Source organism: Pedobacter polaris, from assembly GCF_005116505.1.
GTDB classification, from domain to species: Bacteria; Bacteroidota; Bacteroidia; order Sphingobacteriales; family Sphingobacteriaceae; genus Pedobacter; species Pedobacter polaris.
In genome coordinates, this window is the sequence record NZ_SWBR01000003.1 from 537,669 (window position 1) to 563,129 (window position 25,461).

Annotated in this window: 25 protein-coding genes; 10 read left to right on the forward strand and 15 right to left on the reverse strand. The window is 33.5% G+C overall.

The genetic code is table 11. The annotated features are described in order from the left end of the window. Window position 1: 1 nt before the first annotated feature. The 3 genes from FA048_RS14385 to FA048_RS14395 form a co-directional block, all read right to left on the reverse strand. A complete protein-coding gene (locus tag FA048_RS14385) occupies window positions 2-205 on the reverse strand; it encodes a fructose-6-phosphate aldolase (protein WP_136842290.1) in 204 nt (67 codons plus the stop codon). A 49-nt stretch (window positions 206-254) separates the two neighbouring features. Further along, window positions 255-2,183 (reverse strand): T9SS type B sorting domain-containing protein, encoded by a 1,929-nt coding sequence (locus FA048_RS14390; RefSeq protein WP_136842292.1) that lies wholly within the window; start codon window positions 2,181-2,183, stop codon window positions 255-257. A 129-nt stretch (window positions 2,184-2,312) separates the two neighbouring features. Next, a complete protein-coding gene (locus tag FA048_RS14395; RefSeq protein ID WP_136842294.1) occupies window positions 2,313-3,332 on the reverse strand; it encodes an acyl-CoA reductase in 1,020 nt (339 codons plus the stop codon). Window positions 3,333-3,409: 77 nt separating this feature from the next. Between FA048_RS14395 and FA048_RS14400 the strand changes: the two genes are divergently transcribed. Next, window positions 3,410-3,760, forward strand: coding sequence for a 4Fe-4S dicluster domain-containing protein (locus FA048_RS14400; protein ID WP_136842296.1), 351 nt, complete (start codon window positions 3,410-3,412; stop codon window positions 3,758-3,760). A gap of 130 nt (window positions 3,761-3,890) precedes the next feature. Here FA048_RS14400 and FA048_RS14405 read toward each other — a convergent pair whose 3' ends face one another. Next, window positions 3,891-4,334: a universal stress protein gene (locus tag FA048_RS14405; protein ID WP_136842298.1), complete on the reverse strand. Its 444-nt coding sequence runs from the start codon at window positions 4,332-4,334 to the stop codon at window positions 3,891-3,893. 98 nt (window positions 4,335-4,432) lie between these two features. On the opposite strand from FA048_RS14405, the gene FA048_RS14410 reads away from it, so the two are divergent. Both FA048_RS14410 and FA048_RS14415 read left to right on the forward strand, forming a co-directional pair. Next, window positions 4,433-5,212 (forward strand): C40 family peptidase, encoded by a 780-nt coding sequence (locus FA048_RS14410; RefSeq protein WP_136842300.1) that lies wholly within the window; start codon window positions 4,433-4,435, stop codon window positions 5,210-5,212. A gap of 208 nt (window positions 5,213-5,420) precedes the next feature. After that, window positions 5,421-5,831 (forward strand): GxxExxY protein, encoded by a 411-nt coding sequence (locus FA048_RS14415; RefSeq protein WP_136842302.1) that lies wholly within the window; start codon window positions 5,421-5,423, stop codon window positions 5,829-5,831. A 164-nt stretch (window positions 5,832-5,995) separates the two neighbouring features. Here the strand turns inward: FA048_RS14415 and FA048_RS14420 are convergent, their stop codons facing one another. The 10 genes from FA048_RS14420 to hisG all read right to left on the reverse strand — a co-directional run bounded on the left by FA048_RS14420 (window position 5,996) and on the right by hisG (window position 15,071). Beyond that, a complete protein-coding gene (locus tag FA048_RS14420) occupies window positions 5,996-6,649 on the reverse strand; it encodes a YceH family protein (RefSeq protein WP_136842304.1) in 654 nt (217 codons plus the stop codon). Window positions 6,650-6,693: 44 nt separating this feature from the next. Then, the gene (locus FA048_RS14425) at window positions 6,694-7,590 is read right to left on the reverse strand and encodes a WD40 repeat domain-containing protein (protein WP_136842305.1); all 897 of its coding nucleotides are present in this window, start codon (window positions 7,588-7,590) and stop codon (window positions 6,694-6,696) included. 86 nt (window positions 7,591-7,676) lie between these two features. Next, window positions 7,677-8,300 carry a bifunctional phosphoribosyl-AMP cyclohydrolase/phosphoribosyl-ATP diphosphatase HisIE gene (gene hisIE / locus FA048_RS14430; protein ID WP_225872546.1) on the reverse strand — a complete coding sequence of 208 codons (624 nt, stop codon included), beginning with the start codon at window positions 8,298-8,300 and terminating at the stop codon, window positions 7,677-7,679. Window positions 8,301-8,346: 46 nt separating this feature from the next. After that, window positions 8,347-9,102, reverse strand: coding sequence for an imidazole glycerol phosphate synthase subunit HisF (gene hisF / locus FA048_RS14435; protein WP_136842307.1), 756 nt, complete (start codon window positions 9,100-9,102; stop codon window positions 8,347-8,349). 83 nt (window positions 9,103-9,185) lie between these two features. Continuing rightward, window positions 9,186-9,935 carry a 1-(5-phosphoribosyl)-5-[(5-phosphoribosylamino)methylideneamino]imidazole-4-carboxamide isomerase gene (hisA, locus tag FA048_RS14440; RefSeq protein WP_136842309.1) on the reverse strand — a complete coding sequence of 250 codons (750 nt, stop codon included), beginning with the start codon at window positions 9,933-9,935 and terminating at the stop codon, window positions 9,186-9,188. 1 nt (window position 9,936) lies between these two features. Further along, window positions 9,937-10,530: an imidazole glycerol phosphate synthase subunit HisH gene (gene hisH, locus FA048_RS14445; RefSeq protein ID WP_136842311.1), complete on the reverse strand. Its 594-nt coding sequence runs from the start codon at window positions 10,528-10,530 to the stop codon at window positions 9,937-9,939. Between the two features lie 81 nt (window positions 10,531-10,611). Next, on the reverse strand, window positions 10,612-11,745 hold the full coding sequence (gene hisB, locus FA048_RS14450; protein WP_136842313.1) for a bifunctional histidinol-phosphatase/imidazoleglycerol-phosphate dehydratase HisB: 1,134 nt from the start codon (window positions 11,743-11,745) through the stop codon (window positions 10,612-10,614). Continuing rightward, window positions 11,745-12,785, reverse strand: a complete 1,041-nt coding sequence (hisC, locus tag FA048_RS14455) for a histidinol-phosphate transaminase (RefSeq protein ID WP_136842315.1) — start codon at window positions 12,783-12,785, stop codon at window positions 11,745-11,747. The genes hisB and hisC overlap by 1 nt, the downstream gene beginning before the upstream one ends. Before the next feature lie 82 nt (window positions 12,786-12,867). Continuing rightward, complete coding sequence (gene hisD / locus FA048_RS14460; protein ID WP_205943493.1) at window positions 12,868-14,151, reverse strand: histidinol dehydrogenase; 1,284 nt, start codon at window positions 14,149-14,151, stop codon at window positions 12,868-12,870. Between the two features lie 68 nt (window positions 14,152-14,219). Continuing rightward, the gene (hisG, locus tag FA048_RS14465; RefSeq protein WP_136842319.1) at window positions 14,220-15,071 is read right to left on the reverse strand and encodes an ATP phosphoribosyltransferase; all 852 of its coding nucleotides are present in this window, start codon (window positions 15,069-15,071) and stop codon (window positions 14,220-14,222) included. A gap of 271 nt (window positions 15,072-15,342) precedes the next feature. On the opposite strand from hisG, the gene FA048_RS14470 reads away from it, so the two are divergent. Together FA048_RS14470 and FA048_RS14475 are read left to right on the forward strand one after the other, a co-directional pair. After that, on the forward strand, window positions 15,343-16,923 hold the full coding sequence (locus FA048_RS14470; RefSeq protein WP_225872547.1) for a L,D-transpeptidase family protein: 1,581 nt from the start codon (window positions 15,343-15,345) through the stop codon (window positions 16,921-16,923). Between the two features lie 36 nt (window positions 16,924-16,959). Beyond that, window positions 16,960-18,495, forward strand: coding sequence for a L,D-transpeptidase scaffold domain-containing protein (locus FA048_RS14475; RefSeq protein ID WP_136842323.1), 1,536 nt, complete (start codon window positions 16,960-16,962; stop codon window positions 18,493-18,495). An 87-nt stretch (window positions 18,496-18,582) separates the two neighbouring features. On the opposite strand, the gene FA048_RS14480 is transcribed toward FA048_RS14475, so the two are convergent. Continuing rightward, window positions 18,583-19,356 (reverse strand): murein L,D-transpeptidase catalytic domain family protein, encoded by a 774-nt coding sequence (locus tag FA048_RS14480; protein ID WP_136842325.1) that lies wholly within the window; start codon window positions 19,354-19,356, stop codon window positions 18,583-18,585. A gap of 385 nt (window positions 19,357-19,741) precedes the next feature. On the opposite strand from FA048_RS14480, the gene FA048_RS14485 reads away from it, so the two are divergent. The 5 genes from FA048_RS14485 to FA048_RS14505 all read left to right on the forward strand — a co-directional run bounded on the left by FA048_RS14485 (window position 19,742) and on the right by FA048_RS14505 (window position 25,418). Beyond that, window positions 19,742-21,802 carry a BatA domain-containing protein gene (locus FA048_RS14485; protein WP_136842327.1) on the forward strand — a complete coding sequence of 687 codons (2,061 nt, stop codon included), beginning with the start codon at window positions 19,742-19,744 and terminating at the stop codon, window positions 21,800-21,802. A 29-nt stretch (window positions 21,803-21,831) separates the two neighbouring features. Beyond that, window positions 21,832-23,097 carry a dihydroorotase gene (locus FA048_RS14490; protein ID WP_136842328.1) on the forward strand — a complete coding sequence of 422 codons (1,266 nt, stop codon included), beginning with the start codon at window positions 21,832-21,834 and terminating at the stop codon, window positions 23,095-23,097. After that, window positions 23,087-23,761 carry a hypothetical protein gene (locus tag FA048_RS14495; RefSeq protein ID WP_136842330.1) on the forward strand — a complete coding sequence of 225 codons (675 nt, stop codon included), beginning with the start codon at window positions 23,087-23,089 and terminating at the stop codon, window positions 23,759-23,761. Before FA048_RS14490 ends, FA048_RS14495 begins: the two co-directional genes overlap by 11 nt. Window positions 23,762-23,778: 17 nt before the next feature. Beyond that, window positions 23,779-24,333, forward strand: a complete 555-nt coding sequence (locus tag FA048_RS14500) for a DUF4199 domain-containing protein (RefSeq protein ID WP_136842333.1) — start codon at window positions 23,779-23,781, stop codon at window positions 24,331-24,333. 134 nt (window positions 24,334-24,467) lie between these two features. Beyond that, window positions 24,468-25,418, forward strand: coding sequence for a glycosyltransferase family 2 protein (locus FA048_RS14505; RefSeq protein ID WP_136842335.1), 951 nt, complete (start codon window positions 24,468-24,470; stop codon window positions 25,416-25,418). Window positions 25,419-25,461 lie beyond the last annotated feature (43 nt).

Genomic DNA, 25,461 nt, shown 5'->3' on the forward strand with positions numbered 1-25,461 from the left:
GTTAAATATCTAGTTTAGTAACCTGCCCAAAAGGCAAATCATTAATAATGTTCATAATGTAATCTTGTTTATCACCTAAACCTAATTTATCTAATGATTTATCAGGACGATCTACTCTAAAGTAGGCTAAGAGTGTAAATTTTTCATCTCTTAATTGTACGTAATCTGGTATTTTGGCAATGCCTTTTACTTTTATGATATACATTTGTCCAAAAATAACATTTCTAGCTGATAGTTGAATTGAAAAATCGATTTTATCTAGTTAATAAAACCCAACCCGAATAGATTTTGACACCTTCATTTAAATAAAGTGTATAATAATATACTCCAGTTGGTAGGCCTTTACCATTAAATTTTCCATCCCAAGATTGTGTATTTGTACTTTCAAAAACCAATTGCCCATTTCTGTTTACTACTTTTAACTTGGGGTTTGTAAAAGAAGCAATAGACGGAATGTTCCAAGTGTCATTAATGCCATCGCCATTAGGAGTAAATGCAGAAGGTATTTCTATTTTTGGGTATACTTTCACGAAAACATTATCCATGCTTACATTACAGTTTGATTGTACGGTTAGTGTATATGTCATATCAACTGGAGGCGTTGCTACTGGATTTAATTTAGTTGGATCTTCTAAATAATCTGAGGGCGACCATAGATAAGTAATGTTATCGCCTATGGCATTTCCATTTAAAGTAACAGATTGCCCAAATAGCATTTTTTTATCTTCTCCAGCATATGCTGATGCACTTTTTAAAACAGTTATTGTAATATTTTTTGTTACCGAACAAGTCCCATTAGAAACAGATACAGTATAAGTTGTTGTTTGTTTTGGCGAAGCAGTTGGATTAGCAATATTAGGATCTGATAATCCATCAATTGGTAACCAAGAATAAGATGAGCCTCCACTTGCTATCAAATCAACACTTTCATTTTGACAGATTGTACCAGCTGTAATGTTGGTGTTTGCAATTACCGGTGGTAAAACTTGCACTTGAGTTTGACTTGTGTTAGAGCAGCCAGATACATTAAAGACGGTAACAATATAAGTTCCAGCAGAACTTAAACTTACATTAGGTAGAGTTGGATTTTGTACTGTAGAACTGAAACCGTTAGGGCCAGTCCAGCTAAAAGAAACACCTTGATCTACATTGAGTTGTACATTGCTTCCAATGCAAGCAGCACCACTATTACTAGCAGTGGGATTAGGTTTGTTATTTACATTTACTGTAATTGGAGAAGATATTACTCTGCAAGTAGTTGAGTTGATATTGCCGTTTTCGGCAACTAAAACTTGAAATTTATAATTACCTAAGGAGGCATTTACAAAATTTACAGTTAAATCTGGAGATTGTGCCCCAGGTTTTGTGCTATTAACCCAGTTATTTCCATCAAATTCTTGCCATTGATATTGTGGCGATGTGTAAGTGCCTGGACTAGCTTTAGCCGAAAGAATTAATATTCTGGTATCTCCAACGCAAATGTTGGCTGTATTATTATTAAAATTATTGGCATTGGTAACCGTAGAGGTGATGATAGGGCCACATGCTCTAAAAGTTATGTCATCTATTGCAAGGTCGTTCCCATTACCACCTGGATTTTCGTTAGTCATGACCAGTTTAATTATCCCCAAATTAGCAGGAGTTATAAATGTTCCTCCTCTTTTTATCCAATCTGTAGCAGAGCCTTCTGGAATATCCCCTGTTAAAAAATCTGCTCCAGGTATGGGTAAGCCATTATTTGTAATAGTAAATCTAATGTTTGGTTTAACACCACTATTCCTTAAAATATTTATGATATAAGCCGCAAATTCATACGTAGTATTCGGGCAAAGTTGAGTAGTAATTTGTGTTTGATAAAATATGCCTTTGTTTAGATCTGCGTTAACTAACATAAAATAACCGTTGGGATCATTTGGAGTATGATTAATTACGTTTTGATGCCACCCAGGATTTAAACCAGCACTCGTTTTAACAATTGTATATTGACCATCATTAGGGTTTCCAGCGACATAAGAATAATTTGTTTCATTAATGGAAGGTCCAATGTTGCTTGCTCCTCTATCAAAATCTATATTAATTACAGGGTCACCAAGTGCCCCAACACAAGTTTGTTGTGCTTCGGCTTTTAAAAAAGAAAGAAATAAAATCAGTGCAGTAAAATATCTGCAGTATGCTTGTGTCAATTGCTATTTGGTAAATTTTAAACAAAGTAGCAATTTTTTATGAGCTAAGGTTGTTAGAATACTGATGTTGTGTTAATGTTGGGGTATTTGCTCCATATTTGTCTAATATCAAACTGCTGTTAGTATGGTCTATAACTTATTCAGAAATTCTATAGTATCTACATTGTCAGCATAATCCCAAAGTTTTGGGTTTTGACTATCACCAAAACCTATCTTTTCCTTATTGATGTTTAGTGGTAAATTTGAAACTACGCATTGAATCTGCTCATCTTGTTGATTTAACTTTTCTTCAACGTCAGTGATGGAAGTATATTTCTCATAAAAAAGTACAGACAAAGGTGATACGAAATTCTCATCTTCTTTAACCAATAAAAAACCATTATCTAGATGTTGCACACCATTAACTAAATAAATGGATTTGTTGTAATCGTAGTTATTGTTGTATTTAAAATGATTAATGATTGGTTGATATCTTTCGATAGGTTCAAAAAAATTCTTTAAATCGTAATTTGTTGGTATATAGATTTTTGAAACATTTCTACATCCCAATCCAAAATAATCAAAAATGTCATGACCTAAATTTTCTAATTCTGCTATTGTTTCATTGCCACTTAAAACTGCAACGCTATTTCTATTTTTGCGGATAATGTTAGGTACTTTGCTAAAATAATAATCAAAATACCTTGAAGTATTATTGCTGCCAGTGGCGATGATGGCATCAAATTCTTTCAATCTTTCTACATATTCAATATGATTTGATAGTTCAGGTTCAAAAGAAATTAATTGCTTTAAGAGTGCGGGTAATAATTTATCATCAGCTGATGACATTTTAATCAAGGCGATATTTCCTGTAGCTAATACACAAAGTACATCATGAAAACCAACCAATGGAATATTTCCTGCTAAAATTAGCCCTACTTTTTTTGATTTCTCACTCAGCTGAATATTGTTAAACCACTGGCTTAAGTCATTATCATTTAACATTTTACTTAGGGAATTCAACGCTTTTTTAACTTCATCTAAAGAAAACCAAGCGTTGTTGTGGCAAGCGGATTCCATAACCAAATTGAACTCATCGCTAGGATTAGCCATGAACTCGCTCAACTTCTGGAGCGCAATAATTAAATTTCCTTTAGTAAGTGATGACATATTTAGAACTATTATAAATGAATATGTGTTATATTTGCAACGCAAAGTTAAACTTAGCAATAGATATACACGAAGACATGGCGATTAAAATAACAGACGAATGTATTAATTGTGGAGCATGTGAGCCAGAATGCCCAAATAATGCAATATATGACGCAGGTACAGCCTGGAGATTTTCTGATGGTACGAATTTAGATGGTATCATTGACTTTGGTGGTGAACAAATGGATGCAAGCGCTTCACAAGAAGCAGTATCTGATGAGGTTTATTACATAGTTTCTGATAAATGCACAGAATGTAAAGGTTTTCATGATGAGCCACAATGTGCTGCGGTTTGCCCAGTAGATTGCTGTGTTGATGATGAAGATGTTCGTGAAACTGAAGAGGAATTATTAGCTAAAAAAGCTTGGTTACACCAGGAGGGATAGTTTACAGTTATCAGTTTACAATTTTCAAATATTATAAAAAAAGAGATTTAATTTAAATCTCTTTTTTATGTTCTGTAGTTTTTAAGTATGAATTTTGTTTACCAACTGAAAATTGCTAACTGAAAACTGACTAATCCCTATTAGGCACAATCAAAACAGGACAGGCAGATTTTCTTGCTACATGTTCAGCTACACTTCCCATTAAAAAATGATAAAGGCCAGTTCTGCCGTGAGTTCCTATTACTATTAATTCTGCACCCCATTCTTCTGCTTGCTGAATAATGCCGTGGGTTGCTGTATCTAAACTTGTTAAATAAGTGGTTGGAATTCCATTTCCAAAATTATTGGCAATCTGCTGCAATAATAGCTGACTATTTTCTTCACTATTGTCATACATTTCCATAAATACAGGTGCCAGTGTAAAATCTGGATTTACAGTTGCTGGAGCAGGTTCAATAATATTTAGAAGTGCTACTTCAGAACCAAATTTGGTTGCCATTTCGTAGCCAGTTTTAGCTGCTTTTTCTGAACATGTACTGTTATCAACAGCAATTAATATTTTTTTAAAGTCCATGATATAAGCATTTAGGTGTTTATATAAATATAACAAATTTTGAGCTTATATGTTTGTGTTGTGTCCTGAATCACTATTTTTACACATACATTTAAAATATGGACAGTTACCACGTTTGCAGAGTTGCAGTTGCACCAATAAGAAAAGAACCTTCTGATAGAAGTGAAATAGTTTCCCAACTGTTATTTGGAGATAGGATTGAAGTTTTAGAAAAAACTGAAAAATGGTGTCTGATCAAGACTCTTCATGATAATTATGAAGGTTGGATGGATTATAAGCAACTTCAGAAAATTTCTGACCTGCAATTTCGTGATGAAAAAGCTTATACTTATTTAACTCCTTTACAATTAGACAATACGTTAATTGCTAACAATGGTACAAAATATTATTTAAGTCCGGGGAGTATTTTACCTTATTTTGAAAATGGTTTTTGCGCTTTAGGCGATGAGAAATTTGAAGTTACCTCAGAAGCTTTTACTCCAAGCAAAGACAATTTTAAATTAAATGCTGAGCAGACAGCAAAATTTTTCGAAAATACCCCATATCTGTGGGGCGGAAGAACTCTTTTCGGTATAGATTGCTCTGGTTTTGTACAAACAGTTTATAGGTTAAATGGAATTCAGCTTAAACGTGATGCTTCTCAACAAGCCGAACAAGGAGAAATTGTTGATTTTTTAGCTTCAGCTCAACTAGGCGATTTAGCTTTTTTTGACAATGAAGATGGAAAAATAACTCACGTAGGTTTAATGTTGAGTAATGATAAAATAATCCATTCGGCAGGTAAGGTTCGTATCGACCCAATAGACGATCAAGGTATTTATAACGTAGAGTTAGGGAAATACACGCATAAATTAAGGATTATAAAAAGATTCTTTTAGTAACATAACCATATAAGACATTTGAGGTAATATAAGAGTAATCATTTTTATCTTAAAATATGTGAGTTAATATCGAGTATAGTAAACCAAAGATTAAAGAATTTTTGTTTAAAGATATTAAATTAATTACGTAGTTAATTTAATAAAATATAAGTCTGAGCACTCACTGAGTGCAATTTTATCTTTCTATATTGTTTAAAAAAAGCATATGGAATTGACAAAAGCTTACCTTACAGATTTAATTTATAAAGTAAATGGAGCTGCCATTGAAATACACAAAGCCCTAGGTCCAGGTCTATTAGAAAGTGTTTATCATAGGTGTATGATTCACGAATTACAATTGAGGTATATCAATTTCAAATCTGAATTTTATATACCTGTAAACTATAAAGGAATAAATATTGATGTAGAATTAAGATGTGATTTGTTAATTGAGAATTCTTTAGTAGTAGAATTTAAATCAGTTGAAAAAATACTCCCGATTCACATTGCACAACTAATGACTTATATGAAGTTATTAAAATTACCGATTGGTTTAATGATAAATTTTAACTGTTCTCATATTTATACTGAAGGGCAAAAGACTTATGTAAATGAATTTTATGAAGAGATTTATTAAATGGTAGCTTATATGAAACTTATATATTCTTATATGGTAAATATTAAGTAATGAACCATATAAGATTTAAGAAAATATAAGGTTAAACATTTTTGAAAAAGGAGTAAAAGAGGGACTTTATGAATAGCTTATTGACTAATTTACTTTATCTCTAATGCGGTAAACTACCCCATTAACTCTTTCATCAGTTTATCGAAATTGGTTTTAAGCTCTGCTAATTCTTCCTCAACTTTTGTTAAACGAGCTTCTAGTTCACTATTGTTTTTCGGACTTTCGTCAGCAATATATTCTTCTTCAACTGTCTCTACGTCTCCTGAAAAGAGATGCATATAACGTTGTTCTTTTTGCCCAGGTTTACGAGGTAATTGTTTAATATAAGCAGGCTCTTCTGATGCTAATTTCTCTAATACTTGTTGAACTTCTTCTAAGGTTTCAAACTCATATAATCTTCCAGAATTGGTATTGATTTCGCCCGGAGTTTGTGGCCCGCGTAAAAATAGTAAACACATTACAGCTACTTCTGCAGGCAAAACAGGGAAAACAATGGCGAAATTATGTTTGTATTTAATGTTTCTGATAGAACCACCAGTTGCAGTAGAAATTAATCCAGCAATTTTTAATGAATTCAATGCACTGATTACTGTGGAATCATCGTATTGTACAACAGGCTTACGAGATGTTTTTTGATTACACGCAGCAGTTAATCCATTCATTGTCATTGGATAATAGTCTGGTGTAGTTTTGCATTTTTCCATCAAAGCACCTAAAACTCTGATTTGTGCTGCATCTAATACTGGTAATTTCGTTGGTGTATCCATGAGGCTAAGATATATTAATTCATTAAAATTGAAATAAAATATAATTATTCCATTTCCCAAACTATAACTTTCCTATCGTCTCCTGTAGAAATTAAATATTTTCCATCATTAGACCAGATAATTTTATTGATAGAGTGTGTATGTCCAATCCCAGCTTTTTCTAGGTTTAAAATTTTATAGAGTTTAAAGTTTTCTGCATCCCAAAGTTTAATGCTTTTATCCTGACTACTCGTTGCAAAATAAGGTAAGGTAGGATGAAAGGCAATATTGTAGATGGTAAACATATGTGCAGGAATGGTCTGCGCCAATTCATAATTAGGCAAGTTCCATATTTTTAACTGAGCATCTCGGCTTCCAGAAATTAAATATTTTCCAGTAGGATGATAAGCCAAAGAAGTAACTGGCAATGAATGACCTTCCAACGTTTGTTTTAAGCTGTAATCAGATAAATTATAAATCCGAATTAAATGGTCTTTACAGCCAAAAGCAATTTCCGTTTCATCCGGAGAAATTGCAATGCATCTAACTGTGTCATAAGTCACTTGAAAACGATATATTTCTGAGAAATCATTTAGTGACCAAACTGCAACAGCGCCATCTTCACCTGTGGTTAACAATTCGTTTTTACTTTTTACTACTTGGATATCAAATATTGGTTTTGGATGCGCATTAATTCTAGCAATGATTTCTAGTTTAGTTAAGTCATAAACGCTAAATGCACCACTTCTTTCTCCAATAAACAGTAAATTATCGTAATTAACCAGACTATAAACAGAACTTTGTACAGGCGTTTTTACCTTCACAAATGCCATTGTTTCTAATGACCATTCCACAATTCCTTTATCATTTCCAGCACTAAAGAAAACATCATTTTCATCAGCGTTAGCTAAGGCATAAACAGGGTTTTGGTGACCAGAAAACGTGTGTAGGTGTTTGAGCATAATTGAGTTATGGGTTGTGTGTTATGAGTTACAGATCAAGGCGGTTGAGTGATTTGCCCCACAACATGTAACCCTTAACTTGTAACTTACTTATGTCTACTTTCTAATTTCTTAGCAATATCTTGAATAGATAATCCTTTTTCTTTTAATAAGAACATTAAATGAAAAAGAAGATCAGATGCTTCGCCAATTAAATCTTCTTCAGTTTCTGCTAATGCAGCAATTACAGTTTCAACGCCTTCTTCACCTACTTTTTGGGCAATTTTATTTAAACCTTTATTGCGCATTTTATTGATATATGATCCTTCTACAGGATTATTATACCTGTCATTGATGATGTTTTCTAGCTCAAAAATAAAGTTCTGGTTATAATCTGTTTTAAAACAGCTTCTGCTTCCAGTATGGCAGGTTGGACCAACAGGATTTGCTTTAATGAGTATGGTGTCATTATCGCAATCGATATGAATAGATTTCACGAAAAGGAAATTACCACTTTCTTCACCTTTAGTCCATAAACGGTTTTTAGAGCGAGAAAAGAAAGTTACTTTACCTTCAGCCTGCGTTTTTTCAAATGCTTCGGCATTCATGTAGCCTAACATTAAAACTTCTAAAGTCTGTTCATCTTGTATCACTACAGGGACCCCCCAACCCCCTGAAGGGGGAGTTTTGCCAAAGTCTATCTGGCCTAGATCTATTTTATTATCACTCATTTAATTTTATTCATTAACTAAAGTCCCCTTTAGGGGATTTAGGGGTTTAAATCCTAACAGGAATTCCGTTTCTTCTCAATTCTTGTTTTAAATCTGGTATTAAGATCTCGCCGTAATGAAATACAGATGCAGCTAATGCAGCATCAACACGAGCTTTTTGAAAAACTTCTGTAAAATGTTCAGTTTTCCCGGCTCCGCCAGATGCGATGATTGGAATGTTAATCATCTTATTTATTTTGCCTAACAAATTACAGTCAAACCCAGCTTTAGTGCCATCATGATCCATAGAGGTTAACAAAATTTCTCCAGCACCTAAATCTTCTGCTCTTTTAATCCAAGCTTCGGTTTCTAATTCGGTAATTAATCTTCCTCCATTTAAGTGGACTATATTTTTACCATCAATATGTTTAGTGTCTACCGCTAAAACCACAAATTGAACTCCAAAATTTTTGGCTAGATCTTCAATTAATTTGGGGTTTTTAACCGCTGCGGAGTTGATGCTTATTTTATCTGCACCAGCATTTAATAGTGCTTCAGCATCAGCAATTTCGCTAATTCCACCACCAATAGTAAAAGGTATATTCAGTTGTCTAGCAACAGATTTTACCATTTCAATCATCGTTTTACGACGTTCATGGGTAGCAGTGATGTCTAAAAACACTAGTTCATCTGCACCTTGTTGGGCGTATTGCGCAGCCAATTCAACTGGATCGCCAGCGTCACGTAAATCAACAAAGTTGATACCTTTTACAGTGCGACCATCTTTAACATCAAGACAAGGGATTATTCTTTTACTCAGCATATTTTTGCGTTTGTCATGCTGAGTTTACGAAGCATCTCATTTAGAGATTCTTCCTTCGTCAGAATGACAAAATGTTTATGGGTTTAAATCGAACTCAACGCCTTCAAGTTCCATTCCTTAATTTCTTCAATAGAAATTCGGTTTTCATAAATTGCTTTACCTACTACCACACTTCTAATGTCGTATTTGGCCAATTCGTAAATGTCTTCCATAGAGCTTACTCCGCCAGATGCGATTAGCTTGATAAATGGCGAATGGTCTAATAGTTTCTTATATAAATCTACAGCAGCACCACCTAATTTCCCGTCTTTATTAATGTCTGTACACAAAAAGCGGAAAAAACCTAAAGCAAGGCATTTATCAACATAGTCCATTAACTTAATTGGAGAACTTTCCATCCAACCTGAATATTTAATTACCTCGTCTAAAACATCAATTGCAATTACAATTCTGTTTGCATAGCCATCTTTTTTAACAAATGCTTTGCTTAGTTCTGGTAAAAAATCAGGATTGCTTATAGCCTGTGTGCCTACTATTACCCGATGAATGCCTGAATCAAGAAGGTTGTTTACTTGGTCAATAGTTCTTATCCCACCACCATATTGAACCCGCATATCGGTTTTTTTAATAATGTCAAATAAGGTTTTTTGATTAGTAAAATCACCTTTGGCGCCATTTAAATCTATAATATGTATAAAATCGGTTCCATTAGAACGGTAACGTTCGATCATTTCTTCAATTGAAACATCATATTCTGTTTTCTGGTTATAGTCGCCTTCACGTAAGCGGACAACTTTGCCATCTAAAATATCTATTGCTGGTATAATGTACATTTTATAAACTAAGGTTTGAGAAGTTTTTCAATAAGCGTTCTCCTGCTTCACCTGATTTTTCTGGGTGAAATTGAACGCCATAAAAGTTATCTTTTTGTATAGCTGCCGAAAATTTGTTTCCATAATTAACAGATGCGATATCAAATGTAGGGTTATATTCTATAAAATAAGAATGCACAAAATAGAACTGTGTATCGAATGGAACAGTTTGAAATAAAGGATTGTTTTTAAAATCAACATTATTCCATCCCATATGGGGGATTTTAATGCCTAAATCTTTGTTAAAAAGTTTTGTGTTTAAAGGAATGATATTCAAAAGATTAGCATCTCCTTCTTCAGAATGTTTGGTGATAAGTTGCATACCCACACAGATTCCAAGTACTGGTTTTTTTAATGCTTTAATAGCATCCACTAAACCAGTTTGCTCTAGTTTTTTCATTGCTGCACCTGCATGACCAACCCCTGGAATAATGATATGACTGTATTTTTCTAAATCAGCCTCTGTATTTACCATTCCGTAAGCAATGTTTTGCCTTTCTAAAGCTGCGGTTAAGGAAAAAATGTTTCCCGCTCCATAGTTAACTATTCCAATCATTTATTTTAGATTAAAGAATAATGAACAAGGATAAAAGATATTGAGCTAATCTTTGCTCTTTAATCCTTGTTCATTACTCATTTACAACACCCCTTTAGTACTCGGTAAAACCATCTTCTCTGCATCTCTTTTCACTGCCATTTTAATTGCTTTTGCAAAAGCTTTAAAGATAGCTTCAATTTTGTGGTGCTCGTTTTCACCCTCTGCTTTTATATTTAAGTTGCATTTAGCAGCATCACTGAAAGATTTAAAGAAGTGGAAGAACATTTCGGTAGGTACATCACCAACTTTTTCACGTTTAAATTCCGCATCCCATACTATCCAGTTTCTACCACCAAAATCAATTGCTACTTGTGCTAAGCAATCATCCATTGGTAAACAAAAACCATACCTTTCTATACCTAATTTATTGCCTAAAGCTTGTGCAAATGCCTCTCCCAATGCAATTCCAGTATCTTCAATGGTATGGTGCTCATCTATATGTAAATCGCCATTTGCAATTACCTCTAAATTCATACTACCATGTCTGGCAATTTGGTCTAACATATGGTCGAAGAAGTTTAAACCAGTTTTAATAGTCGCTTTTCCTGTTCCATCTAAATCTAAACCAATTGTAATATCTGTTTCATTTGTTTTACGAACGTGATGAACTTTTCTAGCACCTGCTCTTAAAAAGGTATAAATGTCTTCCCATTTCTGAGTTTCTAAAGCTATTACGTCAGATAGCGTTTCGTATTTATCCAATGCTTCTGTAGAACCTAAAGCATCATTCTGACGTAAGAAAATAGCTTTTGCACCTAAGTTTTTTGCTAAAATAACATCGTTTAAACGGTCGCCAATTACAAATGAGTTTTTCAAATCATAACCTTCACCAAAATAATGCGTTAATAAGCCGGTTTGAGGTTTACGTGTTGGGGCATTGTCTTTGGCAAAAGTTCTATCAATCACAATCTCACTAAAAACCACACCTTCACCAGCAAAAGTATCTAGCATAAAATTGTGTATGGGCCAAAAGTTCTCTTCAGGGTTTGAAGGAGTTCCCAATCCATCTTGATTGGTTACCATTACCAATTCAAAATCCAACTCTGTTGCAATTTTAGAAAGATAATATAATGACCTTGGGTAAAATTTCAGTTTTGCAAAACTGTCTACTTGTTCATCATCTGGTTCGATGTTTAATGTGCCATCACGGTCTATAAACAATACTTTTTTCATTATATCTTTCCTAAAATGCTAATTAACTGATTATTTTCTTCAACAGTACCCACTGTAATTCTTAAACAACCTTCGCAAAGCGATACTTTTGAACGGTCGCGAACAATTATGCCTTTATCTACCAATAGATTGTAAGTTCCTAAGGCGTCGTTTACTTCTGCTAAGATAAAGTTAGCGTCTGATGGATAAACTTTTTTAACTAACGGAATTTTAGCCAGTTCCGTACTTAACCTGTCTCTTTCTGAAACAGTGATTTTAATCCATTCATTTACCTGTTGGATGTTTTCTAAAGCCGCTAAAGCCAAATCTTGTGTTGCCTGATTGATGTTATAAGGTGGTTTAACTTTATTCAGAATATCTATCACAGGTGTTGATGAAAAAGCCATTCCCAATCGCAACGCCGCTAAACCCCAAGCTTTAGAAAATGTTTGAAGGATAACCAAATTCGAATACTCAGTTAATTCTTGAATAAAAGTCTTCTGTTTAGCAAAATTGATATAAGCTTCGTCAATTACTACTAGACCTTTAAAATTGGCTAAAATTGTTTCTATATCCGTTCTGTTGATAGAGTTGCCGGTGGGATTGTTTGGCGAACAAATAAAAATCAACTTAGTGTTTGCATCAATTGCTTCAGCAATTTTTTCTAAATCTAACTGGAAGTTAGGCAATAAGTTAACCTTTCTAATCTCAATATCATTGATGTTTGCTGATACTTCATACATTCCATAAGTAGGAGGAAGAATGATTACGTTGTCTTTCCCAGGGTTGCAAAATGCTCTAAATAATAAGTCAATTGCCTCATCGCTACCATTTCCTAAAAATGTGTTTTCTATCGGAACACCTTTTATTTTGCTAATTGCATCCTTCAGGTCTAACTGTAAAGGATCTGGGTAACGGTTGTAGTTTGCTGGTAATGGTGAACCATAACTATTTTCATTTGCATCTAAAAAGACACTTGCTTTCCCTTTAAACTCATCTCTAGCGGTAGAGTATGGCTTAAGTGTTTTTATATTTTCTCTTTGTAATTCTTTAATATCCATTTTTTGTCAGCTTACCATATAGGCACAGAGGTGACATAGACTTTTATTTAAGCTATGTTTTCTATGTTTCTATGTGTTTATTTTAACATTCTTTAAGTCTTATTGTTATTGCATTCTTATGTGCCTGCAGTCCTTCGGCTTCCGCTAAAACTTCCACAGTATGACCTATATTTTGTAAACCCTTAGCTGTAAGATGCTGAAAAGTGATTTTCTTTAGGAAAGTATCTACTGAAACTCCTGAAAATGCTCTTGCAAAACCGCTTGTAGGCAAAGTGTGGTTCGTGCCTGATGCATAATCTCCTGCGCTTTCCGGTGTTAGGTTGCCCAAGAATACAGAGCCCGCATTGATAATTGATGGGATAAGAGTTTCAAAATTTGCTGTTGCTAAAATTAAATGCTCTGGAGCATAGGCATTACTAAAGTCCATGGCCTCATTTAGATTTTCTGCATAAATGATGTAAGAATTCTCAATTGCCTTGGCTGCAATATCTTTTCTCGGTAAATCAATTAACTGTTTTTCAATAGCTAAAATTACATCATCTATCATCTGTTTTGAAGTAGCAACTAATATCGCTTGACTATCAATTCCGTGTTCGGCCTGTGCTAGTAAATCTGCTGCAACAAATGATGGGTTAGCAGTTTCATCTGCAATCACTAAAACCTCAGATGGGCCGGCAGGCATATCAATTGCAACTGTGTTTTGTACTAACTTTTTTGCCTCAGTTACGTAGCGATTTCCAGGGCCAAAAATCTTATGAACTTTAGGAATTGTTTCAGTTCCAAAAGCCATTGCTCCTACAGCTTGCGCACCACCAACTAAGTAAACTTTTTCCATGTTTAACAAGGTTGAAACGTAGGCAATGTAGGTGTTGATTTTACCATCACTTTGTGGAGGAGAACACACTACAATTTCTTTGCAGCCAGCAATTTTTGCAGGTATGCCAAGCATCAAAAAAGTACTCGGTAAAACAGCTGTTCCACCTGGAATATACAAGCCAACTTTTTCAACTGCTCTAGCTTCTCGCCAGCAAGTTACGCCTGGCATTGTTTCAATTTTAGCTTCAGTTTTGAGTTGGGCCTCGTGAAATTTATAGATGTTTTGGTAGGCAACATCAATGGCACTTTTTACTGCCGATGGAATTTGTTTAGCTAACGTTGCTAACTCTTCTTTACCAATAAATAATGAAGATAACTTAACTTTATCAAATTGTTCAGCGTAGGAGAGGAGTGCTACATCGCCATCAGTTTTTACTGAATTTACGATGTTTTCTACCCTAGAAAAGATTAAATTATCATCTTCTGCTTTACGAGAACACAATTCTTCAATTTTTTGTTCAGTTAAATCTTTATAATTATAGAGTTTCAATATGTTATGTTTTTAATTTAACTATTAGTTAATATAAAATATAGCGTTTAAATCTATTTTTGATTATTTTAAGTAATGATTTTTTCAATTGGCATCACTACAATTCCTTCAGCCCCTGCTAATTTTAGGCCGTTGATTTTTTCCCAAAAATCTTCTTCCGCAATTACCGAATGTACGGCAACCCAACCTTCTTCGAACAACGGAACTACAGTAGGACTTTTTACACCAGGTAATAAATCTACCACAGCTTGTAGATTTTCTTTTGCCACATTTAGCACTACATATTTTGTGGCTTTTGCTCTCAGTACAGATTGAATTCTTTGCAGCAATTCTAGTACTTCAGGATTCAATTCCATACCCTTGCTAGCAATTAACATGGCTTGAGAATCCATTACATTTTTGAATGCTTTAAGGCCATTACTTTTTAAAGTTCCGCCTGTAGAAACGATATCGAAAATGGCATCACTTAAGCCTAAACCTGGACCAATTTCTACAGATCCAGAGATGTTTCTAATCTGTGCATCGACATTGTTTTCTGAAAGATATTTTTGTAAAATAACTGGATAAGAAGTAGCGATTGCTTTACCGTTTAATTGCGAAAGTTCGGTAATATTACTAGTGCTTTGAACGGCAATTTTTAAGGTGCATTTGCCAAAACCTAAGGGCTGTAAATAAGATACATCAGCACCCGCTTCGATGATTACATTTTCGCCAACAATACCCAAATCGGCAATGCCATCTTGAACATATTCTGGAATATCATCATCTCTTAAAAAAAGAATTTCTAGAGGGAAATTAGCAACTGTTGCTATTAATGAACTTTTGTAGTTTTCGAAAGAAAGACCACAATTTTTAAGAATTTCTACTGATTTTTCGTTTAACCTACCCGATTTTTGGATAGCGATTTTAAGTGTTTTCACTTGTTATAAAATTAGGAATAAGAAATATTGAATCTGTTTAAAAACCGTTTTGCGTACAAAACATACTACTATCTATCGCCACAATGGCGATGATGTAAATGTACGTGATGGTTTAAAACTTGGATCATTATATTGCTTGTCTTTCCGTAATTTTATTGAGAAGATAATGCAAATATAGCTTTGTAAATTTAAAATCAAAAGAATATGGCATTTAATTTGAAGTATATTCATAGTTAATCATAAGATTAGCTTACAAAATATCAATACTAAATTGAAGAAAACGTTCCTTTTTGCCCTGCTATGTTTGTTTCTAAGTTCTTGTGGATGGTTTAAAGCTAAGCCAGAAATAGCTATCCTATTGACAAAGCATTTCGATAATAAGCTATATAATAAATTCGATACCGCATTTTACAATCCCATTTTCAGTAAAAAGTTGGACGAATTGGGTAGTTCGCTATCCAATCCGAAAACTACAAAGGCATTTTATTTAGCCCATCAAAATAATCCATTGCTAATTACTAAGTTTTATACCAATGGTGGATTGGATACTTTAAAAAACTACATTGAAAGAAGTAAAGCTGATGGCTTTAAGCCCGAAACATTTAAGATTAATGAATTGAAGGAGCTTTTAGCAGTTTTAGATGCGAACAAGTTTAAAAACATTGATGAGGTTTATCCATTAATTGCTGAATTAGAAATTAAAACGGCAGATGCATTGTTAAGATATGTTAGTTTCATTAAATACGGTAGTATCAACCCGCGTAAAATATACAATCGATATTATATCCATGTGCTTCGTCCTGATAGTTTAAGAATGGATTCACTTTTAAATACTTCAGATATCGTGTCTTCTTTGAAAAATGCCCAACCCACAGCTAAAAGTTACGTAGATCTGAAAGCGATGTTGGCCTTTTATAGAGATAGTATTAAAAATGAAAATGATCAAGCGATTCAAATCATCAAACTTAATATGGAGCGTTTACGTTGGAAACTGCCAATAAAAACTGATGAAGCTGTTATGGTTAATATTCCAGATTTCTCACTAACCTGGTTTAATAAAGAAGATACACTAGCGCATATGAATGTTTGTGTTGGTGGAAAGAGGGAGTCGACATATCGAGAGAGAATGAAGCTTTTCTTAAAAACTGGAAATTTAGATGACAAGCCAAAAAATCACGAGACCCCTCAATTGGTGAGTGTTTTTAATTCAATACAAGTAAATCCAATATGGAATATTCCGGTAAGTATTGCACAAAGTGAAATTTATTGGATGGCCAGAAAAGATCCTTACTACTTGTCGAATAGTAATATTAAAGTTTATTACAGGGGCAAGCAAATTTATGAACCAGATACTATACGATGGAGTAGGTATTCGAGAGACAAATTACCGTTTACATTTAAGCAAGGCTCTGGAGAAGGAAATGCTTTAGGTAAATTCAAGTTTATATTTGATAATAGTTCTAGTATTTATTTACATGATACAAATAACAAGTATGGATTTAAATTGGCTAATAGAGCAATAAGCCATGGCTGTGTACGTATTCAAGATCCATTAAAGTTTGCAAGGTTAATGGTTAAAGACAAATACCAGTATGATCAATTGCGTATGGAGGTTAATTTGCCACCAGTTGATACGAATAAAAACAAGCAATACCAAAAAATATTGGCTAGAAGATCAGATCCCAATAAGGCTTTTCAATTGAAACCTTCTTGGTTTTCGACCAGGAAAAATGTGGCGGTTGTAATTGGCTACTATACAGCTTGGGCAGAAAATGGAAAAGTACAATTTAGGCCTGATGTTTATGAGTATGATGCAATTCTTTGGGATGCCATCAAAAAATATATGCAATAATTCAAACAAAAAAGGACTTAATTTGATTAAGTCTATATGATAATAAAAACCCATCCAAAATTTATAGCCCAAAAACTTTTTATACTTGGCGTATTGTTCTTATTTACCTTCCAATCGTGTAAAAAAAGTCATTCAGACATCGGTAAAATAGTTTTTAAAGAGACCAGAAATAAGATCTTTAAAGATATAGAAACCGAAACTTTTATTGAAAAATTCAAAGAGACTTTTAACAAACAGGAGAGTAAATATAGAAACCCTAAATTCTTAAGAGCGCTTTACGAATCAACTGATTTTGAGCCTGTACTATTAATGAAAAATTTAACGGACGACAAACTTAAGGACGCAGTTGCCGTACTTAACAACTCTTCTGTTCATGGTTTAGATCCGTCAATATTTAAAACAAGTGAACTAAACGACCTAATTGAAAAAACGTATAATAAAAAAGAAATTAAAACACTTGATGAAGCTTATCAAGTGTTAATTGATTTAGAGCTTTCTGCAGCCAATTCCCTTACAAATTATAGTAATGCTTTGCAATTTGGTATAATCAGTCCTAGAAAGATTTATGCGCAATATTATACAGCAACAAAACGACCTGATAGTGTTAGTTTTTTACAGGTTTTTCAAACAAAGGATATTAAGAGCTTTTTAGATAGTATTCAGCCTCAGGAGAAACAATATGTAGCCTTACAAAAAGCCCTGCAAGATAGAGTTACACTACCTGGTATAAGTCAGGAAGAAACAGAAAGAGTTTTAAAAGTAAACCTAGAGCGTTTAAGATGGAAGAATTTACCAACTGAAGATAAATACGTGTGGGTGAATATCCCTGATTTTAAGTTGGATGTAATGGAGAATGGAAAGTCGATCTTGAACATGAAAGTTTGTGTAGGAGAGGGTAGAAATAAAAATAACTTAGATAATTTAGTGGAGTACGATGAGAATGACCTTAAAAAAGACAGGCCCTTTAATAGAGAAACACCTCAATTAAAAAGCATGATTCATAGTGTACAGGTAAATCCAGTTTGGAATATACCCGAAAGCATTGCAACTAATGAGATTTCAAAATTAGCAGCAAAAGATCCATACTATTTAGCAAATAATAACATTGATGTTTTTGAAAATGGACAAATAATCGAAGATCCAGAAACCATTGATTGGTCTGCTGGTGATGCTGGCAAAAAATATGCCTTTAAACAAAGGCCGGGGGATGACAACTCTTTGGGTAAAATTAAGTTTTTATTTAATAATGAAAGTAGTGTTTATTTACATGATACCCCAGCTCAAGAGCCCTTTAAATATACAATGAGAGCGGTAAGCCATGGCTGTGTGCGTTTAGAAAAACCGCTTGAATTGGCAGAAGTCTTGTTTGGTCAAGGTGCTAAATATGATAAAATAAAGGCAGGCATGCAAAGTGCCGATCCAGTTGCTACAGATATTGGTTTACCAAAACAAGTTCCTGTGTATTTAACCTACTTTACATGTTGGGCAGATGAAAATGGTAAACTGCAATTTAGAAAAGATGTTTACGGGTTGGATATTGTATTATTCACTTACTTACAAAGGCTAGCATAAAACTATAGGCACATAGAAAACAATACGCTTGTTAAATCTATGTGCCTATATGATTAATTTATTTTACAGACGCTGCTAATTAATATACTAGTCCATTAAATGTGTTGCTGCTGTATCTAAAGCAAAATTTGCAGCTAATGTTTCATCTAAATATTTAGACGAGTAGTTGCCGACGCTTTTATTGATGAATAATACTGTTTTATCGCCAATGGTATTAATTACTTCATCTGCTACTTCTGGAGCAACTGCAGGGCAACCCTGACTTCTACCCAATCTACCCAGCGCATTAATTGTACCAGCGCTAACATAAGGGGCACCATGAACAACAATAGAACGGCTTCTAGCATTGTCATTAAAGCCTAAATCCATTCCGTCTAGTTTAAGCGATCTGCCGTGCATGCCTCTGTAAACTTCTCCAGTTACATAAAAACCTAAACTACTGGTGAAAGAATCGTTTTTATTTGAAAAATTAATGGCGTCATCATTACCGCTTTTTTGTCCGTGGGCAACCCAAGTATTTAGTAAGATTGCTTTTTTATCCAAATCGATAATATATAATCTCTTTTTAGTACTTAACTGATCAAAGTCAGCAATAGTTAAAACTGACTTATTTGAAAGTTGGCCAGATTTTTTTAAATTATAAAAACCAGTAACTGCTTTTTCGAACACAGAAAAGCTCAATCCCGCTTCTTTTAAATGGGCAGTAGCATACAACGCATTTATATGGTTAATATAAATACTGTCCGTTGAAATGACAGTTGTAGTGGGGTTTATGTTTTTGTTTGTTGATTTAAAACTAGTAATAGTTAAACAAAAAGCAATGGATAGTAATCCAGTTATTCCTAAAATGTATTTTCTCATAGTTTTTTCGGTATCTCGTTCACAATAATCTTATAGTATGAGTTCTTGTATAGGCTTAATAGTTATGGTTAAAAATATTAATTATTAGTACAAATATACTCAATAGTTGTAAACTTTCTGCTTTATTAGGTGTTTGATTACCTTTCCATGACTTTATTAATTAGTTGAAAATAAGTCTTTTATGTTTTAGAAGAGCTGTTTATTCTTAAAAGGAGTATACTCCAATAGAGATTAAATTTTAATTATTAATTAATCGGCCTGCGTATTTTTGATTTTCTACTAAACTTTAATTAAAGGTTGAAGTGGCACTAGAAAAAGAGTTAATCCAGTAAGTTTTCAATTACCAATTCGCTAAATACCATTATTTTTCTATCTTTGATTTTTAATGAATTTCCTTTACCCGGGCTTTCTTTTTGCACTTTTCGCGGTCGTGATCCCGATCATTATCCATTTATTCAATTTTCGGAAATTTAAAAAGGTTTATTTCAGTAATGTTGCCTTTTTAAAGGAGATTAAAGAGCAAACTTCATCTCAAGAAAAACTTAAAAACATACTCATTTTACTTAGTCGAATTTTAGCCATATTATTCTTAGTACTGGCTTTTGCTCGTCCTTTTTTGCCATTAGGAGGTAAGATAGATCAAAACAAAGGGAATGTTGTTAGTATTTATATTGATAACTCTTACAGTATGGAAGCTGTAAATAAGGAAGGGAATTTATTAGATGAAGCCAAACGCAAAGCAAAGGAAGTTGTTAAAGCTTTTCAGATAAACGATAGGTTCCAGTTGCTAACCAATGATTTTGAAGGAAAGCATCAACGATTGTTAAATGCTGATGAATTTATACAAGCAGTTGATGAAGTTAAAATTTCCTCAGCTAGTAGAAAATTACAACAGGTAATTAACCGGCAGCAAAGTGTATTTAATGGTACAAGCAATCGCTTTGTTTACGTAATTTCTGATTTTCAAAAAGGATTTGCCGGAGAGGAGTTAATTAAAACCGATGCAAATACAAACGTTTCCCTTGTAAAATTAAATGCAAATGATTTACCCAATGTAGCTGTAGATAGTATTTGGTTGTTGTCACCCGTACATCAGGCTAATGCAACAGAGAAATTAGTTATACAATTGCGTAATTATGGAGATGAAGATGCAAAAAACATTTCAGTAAAATTAAATATCAATAAGCAGCAAAAAGCAATTAGCAGTTTAAATATTTTAGCAGGTAAAACAGCTGCCGACACACTTTCTTATAGTGGATTAGGTTTAGGCTGGCAAAAAGGAGTAGTGAGCATTAAAGATTTCCCTTTAACTTTTGATGATGAACTGAACTTTAGTTTCAAAGTTAGCGCAGAACAAAAGGTGTTAAGCATTAATGGGCAACAAGGAGGAAGGTACATCAAAGCTTTATTTGGTGCAGATGCCTATTTTAAATTAACAGAAATGCCAGAGGCTAACATTAATTATGCTGCCCTGCAAAATAATAGCTTAGTCGTTTTAAATAGTTTGAATAGCCCTTCTAGTGGGTTAGCTCAAGAACTGAAATCATATATATCAAATGGAGGTTCTGTAGTTGTTTTTCCAGATCTGGATGCAGATAAGCAAGTTTATTCTACTTTTTTAGGGACATTAAATCTTCCTGCTTTAGCTAGTTTAAATACAACACCTACTAAGGTTAGCAGCATAGAGCTTAAACATCCATTATTTAAAGACGTATTCGAAACCCTGCCTCAAAATTTAGATTTGCCTCAAGTTAGTCGTTACTTTGAGTTTGTAGAAAGTAATAACAGTAATAAAGAAAACCTACTTCAATTGCCAGCAAATAAACTGTTTTTTGCAAGGTATACTATGGGCAACGGACAAGTTTATTTGTCGGCTACAAATCTAGAAAACAAAGACAGCAACTTTGCAAAACATCCGGTGTTTGTGCCTTTAATGTATAAAATTGCCTTTGCAAGTGCAAAAGAGAAACCAATTTATTATACAGCAATGAAGGATAATATATTGGAAAGTGAAAAAATCAACTTAGGAAATAACCAATCTTTAAAGCTAGTAGCAGATAATTTTGAAGTTATTCCAGAAATTCGTCAAAGCAATGGAAAAACGTTGTTATATATTGCCGACCAAGTTAAAAGGGCTGGTTTTTATGATGTTAAAAAAGGCGATTCACTCTTAGCGATTGCGGCTTTTAATGACAATAGAATAGAATCTGATATGCATTATACCACCCAATCAGAGTTGAAAAAAATATTTGGTAAGCAGCAGGTTGCATTTTTAGACCCAAAATCTGATAGTATAGCCTCTGCCGTTTCCGCAAAAAATAATGGAACAGAGTTATGGAAACTTTGCCTAATTTTGGCATTAGTTTTTATAGCGGTTGAAATATTATTGGTCCGATTTTATCATATCCAAAACCGAGCTGGCGAGCTCATTGATACTAAAAAATAACATATGCTAATCAATAAACATACAAATTCATGAACCTCTTAGTAAAGGGAATTACAATTGCAGATCCTAATAGCGAGTTTAATCAAAAAACTTGGGATGTAAGAATTGAACAAGGAAAAATTACTGCCATTGAAAAAAGCTTGTCGCCAGCAAAAAGCGAGGAAGTATATGAAGCAAATGGCGCTATACTTTCTCCTGGTTTTTTTGATTTAAACTGCATGATCGGCGATCCAGGTTTAGAAACAAAAGAAGATATCCAAACAGGAACTGCGGCTGCAAAAGCAGGAGGATTTACTGGTTTGGCAGTTTTACCTACTACTAAACCTGTTGTACAATCCAAAGGTGAAGTAGAATACATTCTCAATAGGGCAAAGAATAACCTTGTTGATGTCTTTCCAATTGGTGCAATAAGTCATGATTTAGAAGGAAAAGAATTAGCAGAGCTTTTTGATATGAAAAATGCTGGCGCAGTTGCTTTTTCTGATGGGAGCAAAGCGATACAGGATGATGGTTTCGTTAGTAGAGCTTTACAATATTGTTTAGGTTTTGGTGGCTTGTTAATGCTTTATCCAGAAAATAAATCTATCGCAGGCAAAGCTCAAATTAATGAAAGCAAGAATAATGTTTTATTAGGAATGAAGGGTATTCCGGCATTAGCCGAAGAAATGCAGATTTCTAGAGATATATTTTTAGCAACTTATCATGATGCACCAATTCACATCAGTAATATATCTACTGCAGGGGCTGTAGCTTTAATTAAAAAAGCAAAAAGAGATGGTGTTAAAATAACTTGCGACGTTGCCGCTCATCAATTGGTGTTTACAGAAGAACTTTTAAATGATTTTGATAGCAACTATAAAGTTAAACCTCCATTACGTAGCAAAGCTGATAACAAAGCTTTAATTGCTGGTTTAAAAGATGGTACCATTGATGCGGTTTCTTCACAGCATCGTCCACATGAAATTGAGTTTAAGGATGTAGAGTTCGAAATTGCATCTTATGGAATTATAGCTTTGCAAACCGTTTTACCATTGTTGTTGCAAGCTGGATTAGATGCCAATTTGATAGCAGAAAAATTAGCTATAAATCCTAGAAAGATATTAAACTTGCCGACTTCTACCATCAAAAAGGGAGAAATAGCAAACTTTGTGATTTATAATCCTGCTAAGAAATGGGAATATAATGTGAGTAATAATGCCTCAAAATCTAAAAATTCACCTTTGTTAGGTAAAACCTTAACAGGGAAAGTCGAATTAGTGTATAACAATAATCAATTTCAGAAATATGAACAGTAGTGTAGAACAAGCGCTGGTAGCGGCATTAGACCAATATGCAGCAGCTAATAATATAGATTCAATTGCTATTGAGCAAAGATTGGTTGAAGTTTTTGGCAAAGACATGAATTTTTTAGAGAAAGTTGCAGAGTTTGATGAAGTTTTTGATGAACACCCAAAGTTTGATGAACTAAGAGAAGTTTTCTTTGATTTGTTAATGATTAATTTCTTTACAAGCGATGTAAATAAACTGGAAGAAGATTATTTAGAATCTAAAGAATGGGAAAATATTGAAGAAGAGACGATTGATCGTGGAACTGAATTATTGAATTTGTTATTATACATTAATGAATGCCATGATGAAGAAATTAAACCAGGCTTAGAAGATTTCTTAAAAGAGTTTTTATTGGTTGAGGAAGATGAATTTCAAGATGAATTTCATATCTATGAAGATCTAATTAGCAATCAACAATTGGCCGAAAGTAGTGTTGAAGATATTTGTAGCAACGCTGATTTGTTAGATTTAAGTGAAGAAATGGAAGAGCTTTTTGTGCCTTTCATGACTTTCTTCTTGCAGCCAAATACAAATGAGGCCACACAACAAGAATTGATTAAATTTAGTAACAACAAAAGTTTTGATGTTGCAGTATATACTTTAATTACTAATTTTAATAAAAATAGATAAACCTAAAACCAAACAAAATGGAACAACAATTATTACAAGAACAGAAAAAACCTAATGCATTAGCATTTCAGGTAGCTATCAGCTTTGCTATTTACATTTTGATTCTTACAGTTGTGATGAGAATATTAAAAATTGATCCTCAGGCAATAAATGTACCCGTTTATCAAACAGTTTTATCAGTTTTACTAGCTTGGGGTACTTTTATTTTTGCTATTTATTATGCCCAAAATAAACACAAGCAAGATTTGGGAGGTTTTATTACTTATGGAAGAGCATTTTCTACAGGTTTTAAAGTAGCTGCTTATGCTGGTTTATTCATAGGTATTCTAATGTTTATTTATTATCAATTTATTGATCCAGCTGCAATTACACAAATTATGGACAATGCAATTGCTAAAGCAGAGGGTGATGAAAATAAAATAAAAGGCATAGAAATGATGTCTAAATACATGATTGTTTTTACTGTTTTTGGTGCTGCAATTATGTATGCCCTTGTCGGATTGGTAATCAGTTTAATTACTGCTGCAATTATTAAAAAAGATCGTCCAGTGCATTTTAATGATGCACAATAAAACTCAATAACATAAGTTTATGAACGTGCAGGTTTTATCAATTTATTTGATGAAATTTGCACGTTGTTTTTTAAGCGTATTTTGTTCAGACTGTAAGTCTTGATACTTGATACTAAATACTCTATACTCAATAAATGGATATATCAGTTGTAGTACCACTATATAATGAAGACGAATCGCTACCCGAGTTGGTTTCTTGGATAGATAAAGTAATGGGCGAGAATAATTTCTCATACGAAATTGTACTTGTTGATGATGGTAGTACAGATAAATCTTGGTCTGTAATTACTCAATTAAAAGAGAGCTACAATACAATTAAAGCCATCAAGTTCAGAAGAAATTATGGTAAATCTGCTGCATTAAATGTTGCTTTCGAGGTTACACAAGGTGATGTGATTATAACCATGGATGCAGATTTGCAAGATAGCCCTGATGAAATACCAGAATTATATCGTAGAATAAAAGAAGAAGGTTTTGACATTGTTTCTGGCTGGAAAAAGAAAAGATACGACCCTATTACTAAAACTATTCCTACAAAATTGTTTAACGCAGCTACACGCAAAATGAGCGGTATTCAATTAAACGATTTTAATTGTGGCTTAAAAGCTTACCGTAGCGATGTAGTAAAAACCATTGAAGTTTATGGCGAAATGCATCGTTACATTCCTGTAATTGCAAAATGGGCTGGTTTTAATAAAATTGGAGAACAGGTTGTTGAGCATAGAGCTAGGAAATATGGAACAACTAAATTTGGTTTCAGCAGATTTATCAATGGCTTTTTAGATTTACTTTCTATCTTCTTTGTAGGTAAATTTGGTAAACGCCCAATGCACTTTTTTGGCTCTTTAGGGGTTTTAAGTTTCATAATTGGTATCATTATGGCGCTTTACATCATGATAGAAAAGAAAATTTTAATTTGGAATAATTTGTCTTATCGTGATGCTACAGAACAACCTTTGTTTTATTTAGCCCTAGTTGCAATTATTGTAGGTTCTCAAATGTTTTTAGCAGGATTTATTGCAGAACTTGTAGGTCGTAATGCGCCAGAAAGAAATCAATACTTAATAGAAAAAGAAATAATATAAGCTAAAGGCTAAAGCTAAAGCTTAATTGCTTGGTCTTTGGTCT

Bases quoted from the DNA above. Each gene is read 5' to 3' on its own strand.
- FA048_RS14385 (WP_136842290.1), bottom strand. From the start codon at position 205: ATGTATATCATAAAAGTAAAAGGCATTGCCAAAATACCAGATTACGTA.
- FA048_RS14395 (WP_136842294.1), bottom strand. From the start codon at position 3,332: ATGTCATCACTTACTAAAGGAAATTTAATTATTGCGCTCCAGAAGTTG.
- FA048_RS14400 (WP_136842296.1), top strand. From the start codon at position 3,410: ATGGCGATTAAAATAACAGACGAATGTATTAATTGTGGAGCATGTGAG.
- FA048_RS14405 (WP_136842298.1), bottom strand. From the start codon at position 4,334: ATGGACTTTAAAAAAATATTAATTGCTGTTGATAACAGTACATGTTCA.
- FA048_RS14410 (WP_136842300.1), top strand. From the start codon at position 4,433: ATGGACAGTTACCACGTTTGCAGAGTTGCAGTTGCACCAATAAGAAAA.
- FA048_RS14415 (WP_136842302.1), top strand. From the start codon at position 5,421: ATGGAATTGACAAAAGCTTACCTTACAGATTTAATTTATAAAGTAAAT.
- FA048_RS14420 (WP_136842304.1), bottom strand. From the start codon at position 6,649: ATGGATACACCAACGAAATTACCAGTATTAGATGCAGCACAAATCAGA.
- FA048_RS14425 (WP_136842305.1), bottom strand. From the start codon at position 7,590: ATGCTCAAACACCTACACACGTTTTCTGGTCACCAAAACCCTGTTTAT.
- hisIE (WP_225872546.1), bottom strand. From the start codon at position 8,300: ATGAGTGATAATAAAATAGATCTAGGCCAGATAGACTTTGGCAAAACT.
- hisF (WP_136842307.1), bottom strand. From the start codon at position 9,102: ATGCTGAGTAAAAGAATAATCCCTTGTCTTGATGTTAAAGATGGTCGC.
- hisA (WP_136842309.1), bottom strand. From the start codon at position 9,935: ATGTACATTATACCAGCAATAGATATTTTAGATGGCAAAGTTGTCCGC.
- hisH (WP_136842311.1), bottom strand. From the start codon at position 10,530: ATGATTGGAATAGTTAACTATGGAGCGGGAAACATTTTTTCCTTAACC.
- hisB (WP_136842313.1), bottom strand. From the start codon at position 11,745: ATGAAAAAAGTATTGTTTATAGACCGTGATGGCACATTAAACATCGAA.
- hisC (WP_136842315.1), bottom strand. From the start codon at position 12,785: ATGGATATTAAAGAATTACAAAGAGAAAATATAAAAACACTTAAGCCA.
- FA048_RS14475 (WP_136842323.1), top strand. From the start codon at position 16,960: ATGATAATAAAAACCCATCCAAAATTTATAGCCCAAAAACTTTTTATA.
- FA048_RS14480 (WP_136842325.1), bottom strand. From the start codon at position 19,356: ATGAGAAAATACATTTTAGGAATAACTGGATTACTATCCATTGCTTTT.
- FA048_RS14485 (WP_136842327.1), top strand. From the start codon at position 19,742: ATGAATTTCCTTTACCCGGGCTTTCTTTTTGCACTTTTCGCGGTCGTG.
- FA048_RS14490 (WP_136842328.1), top strand. From the start codon at position 21,832: ATGAACCTCTTAGTAAAGGGAATTACAATTGCAGATCCTAATAGCGAG.
- FA048_RS14495 (WP_136842330.1), top strand. From the start codon at position 23,087: ATGAACAGTAGTGTAGAACAAGCGCTGGTAGCGGCATTAGACCAATAT.
- FA048_RS14500 (WP_136842333.1), top strand. From the start codon at position 23,779: ATGGAACAACAATTATTACAAGAACAGAAAAAACCTAATGCATTAGCA.
- FA048_RS14505 (WP_136842335.1), top strand. From the start codon at position 24,468: ATGGATATATCAGTTGTAGTACCACTATATAATGAAGACGAATCGCTA.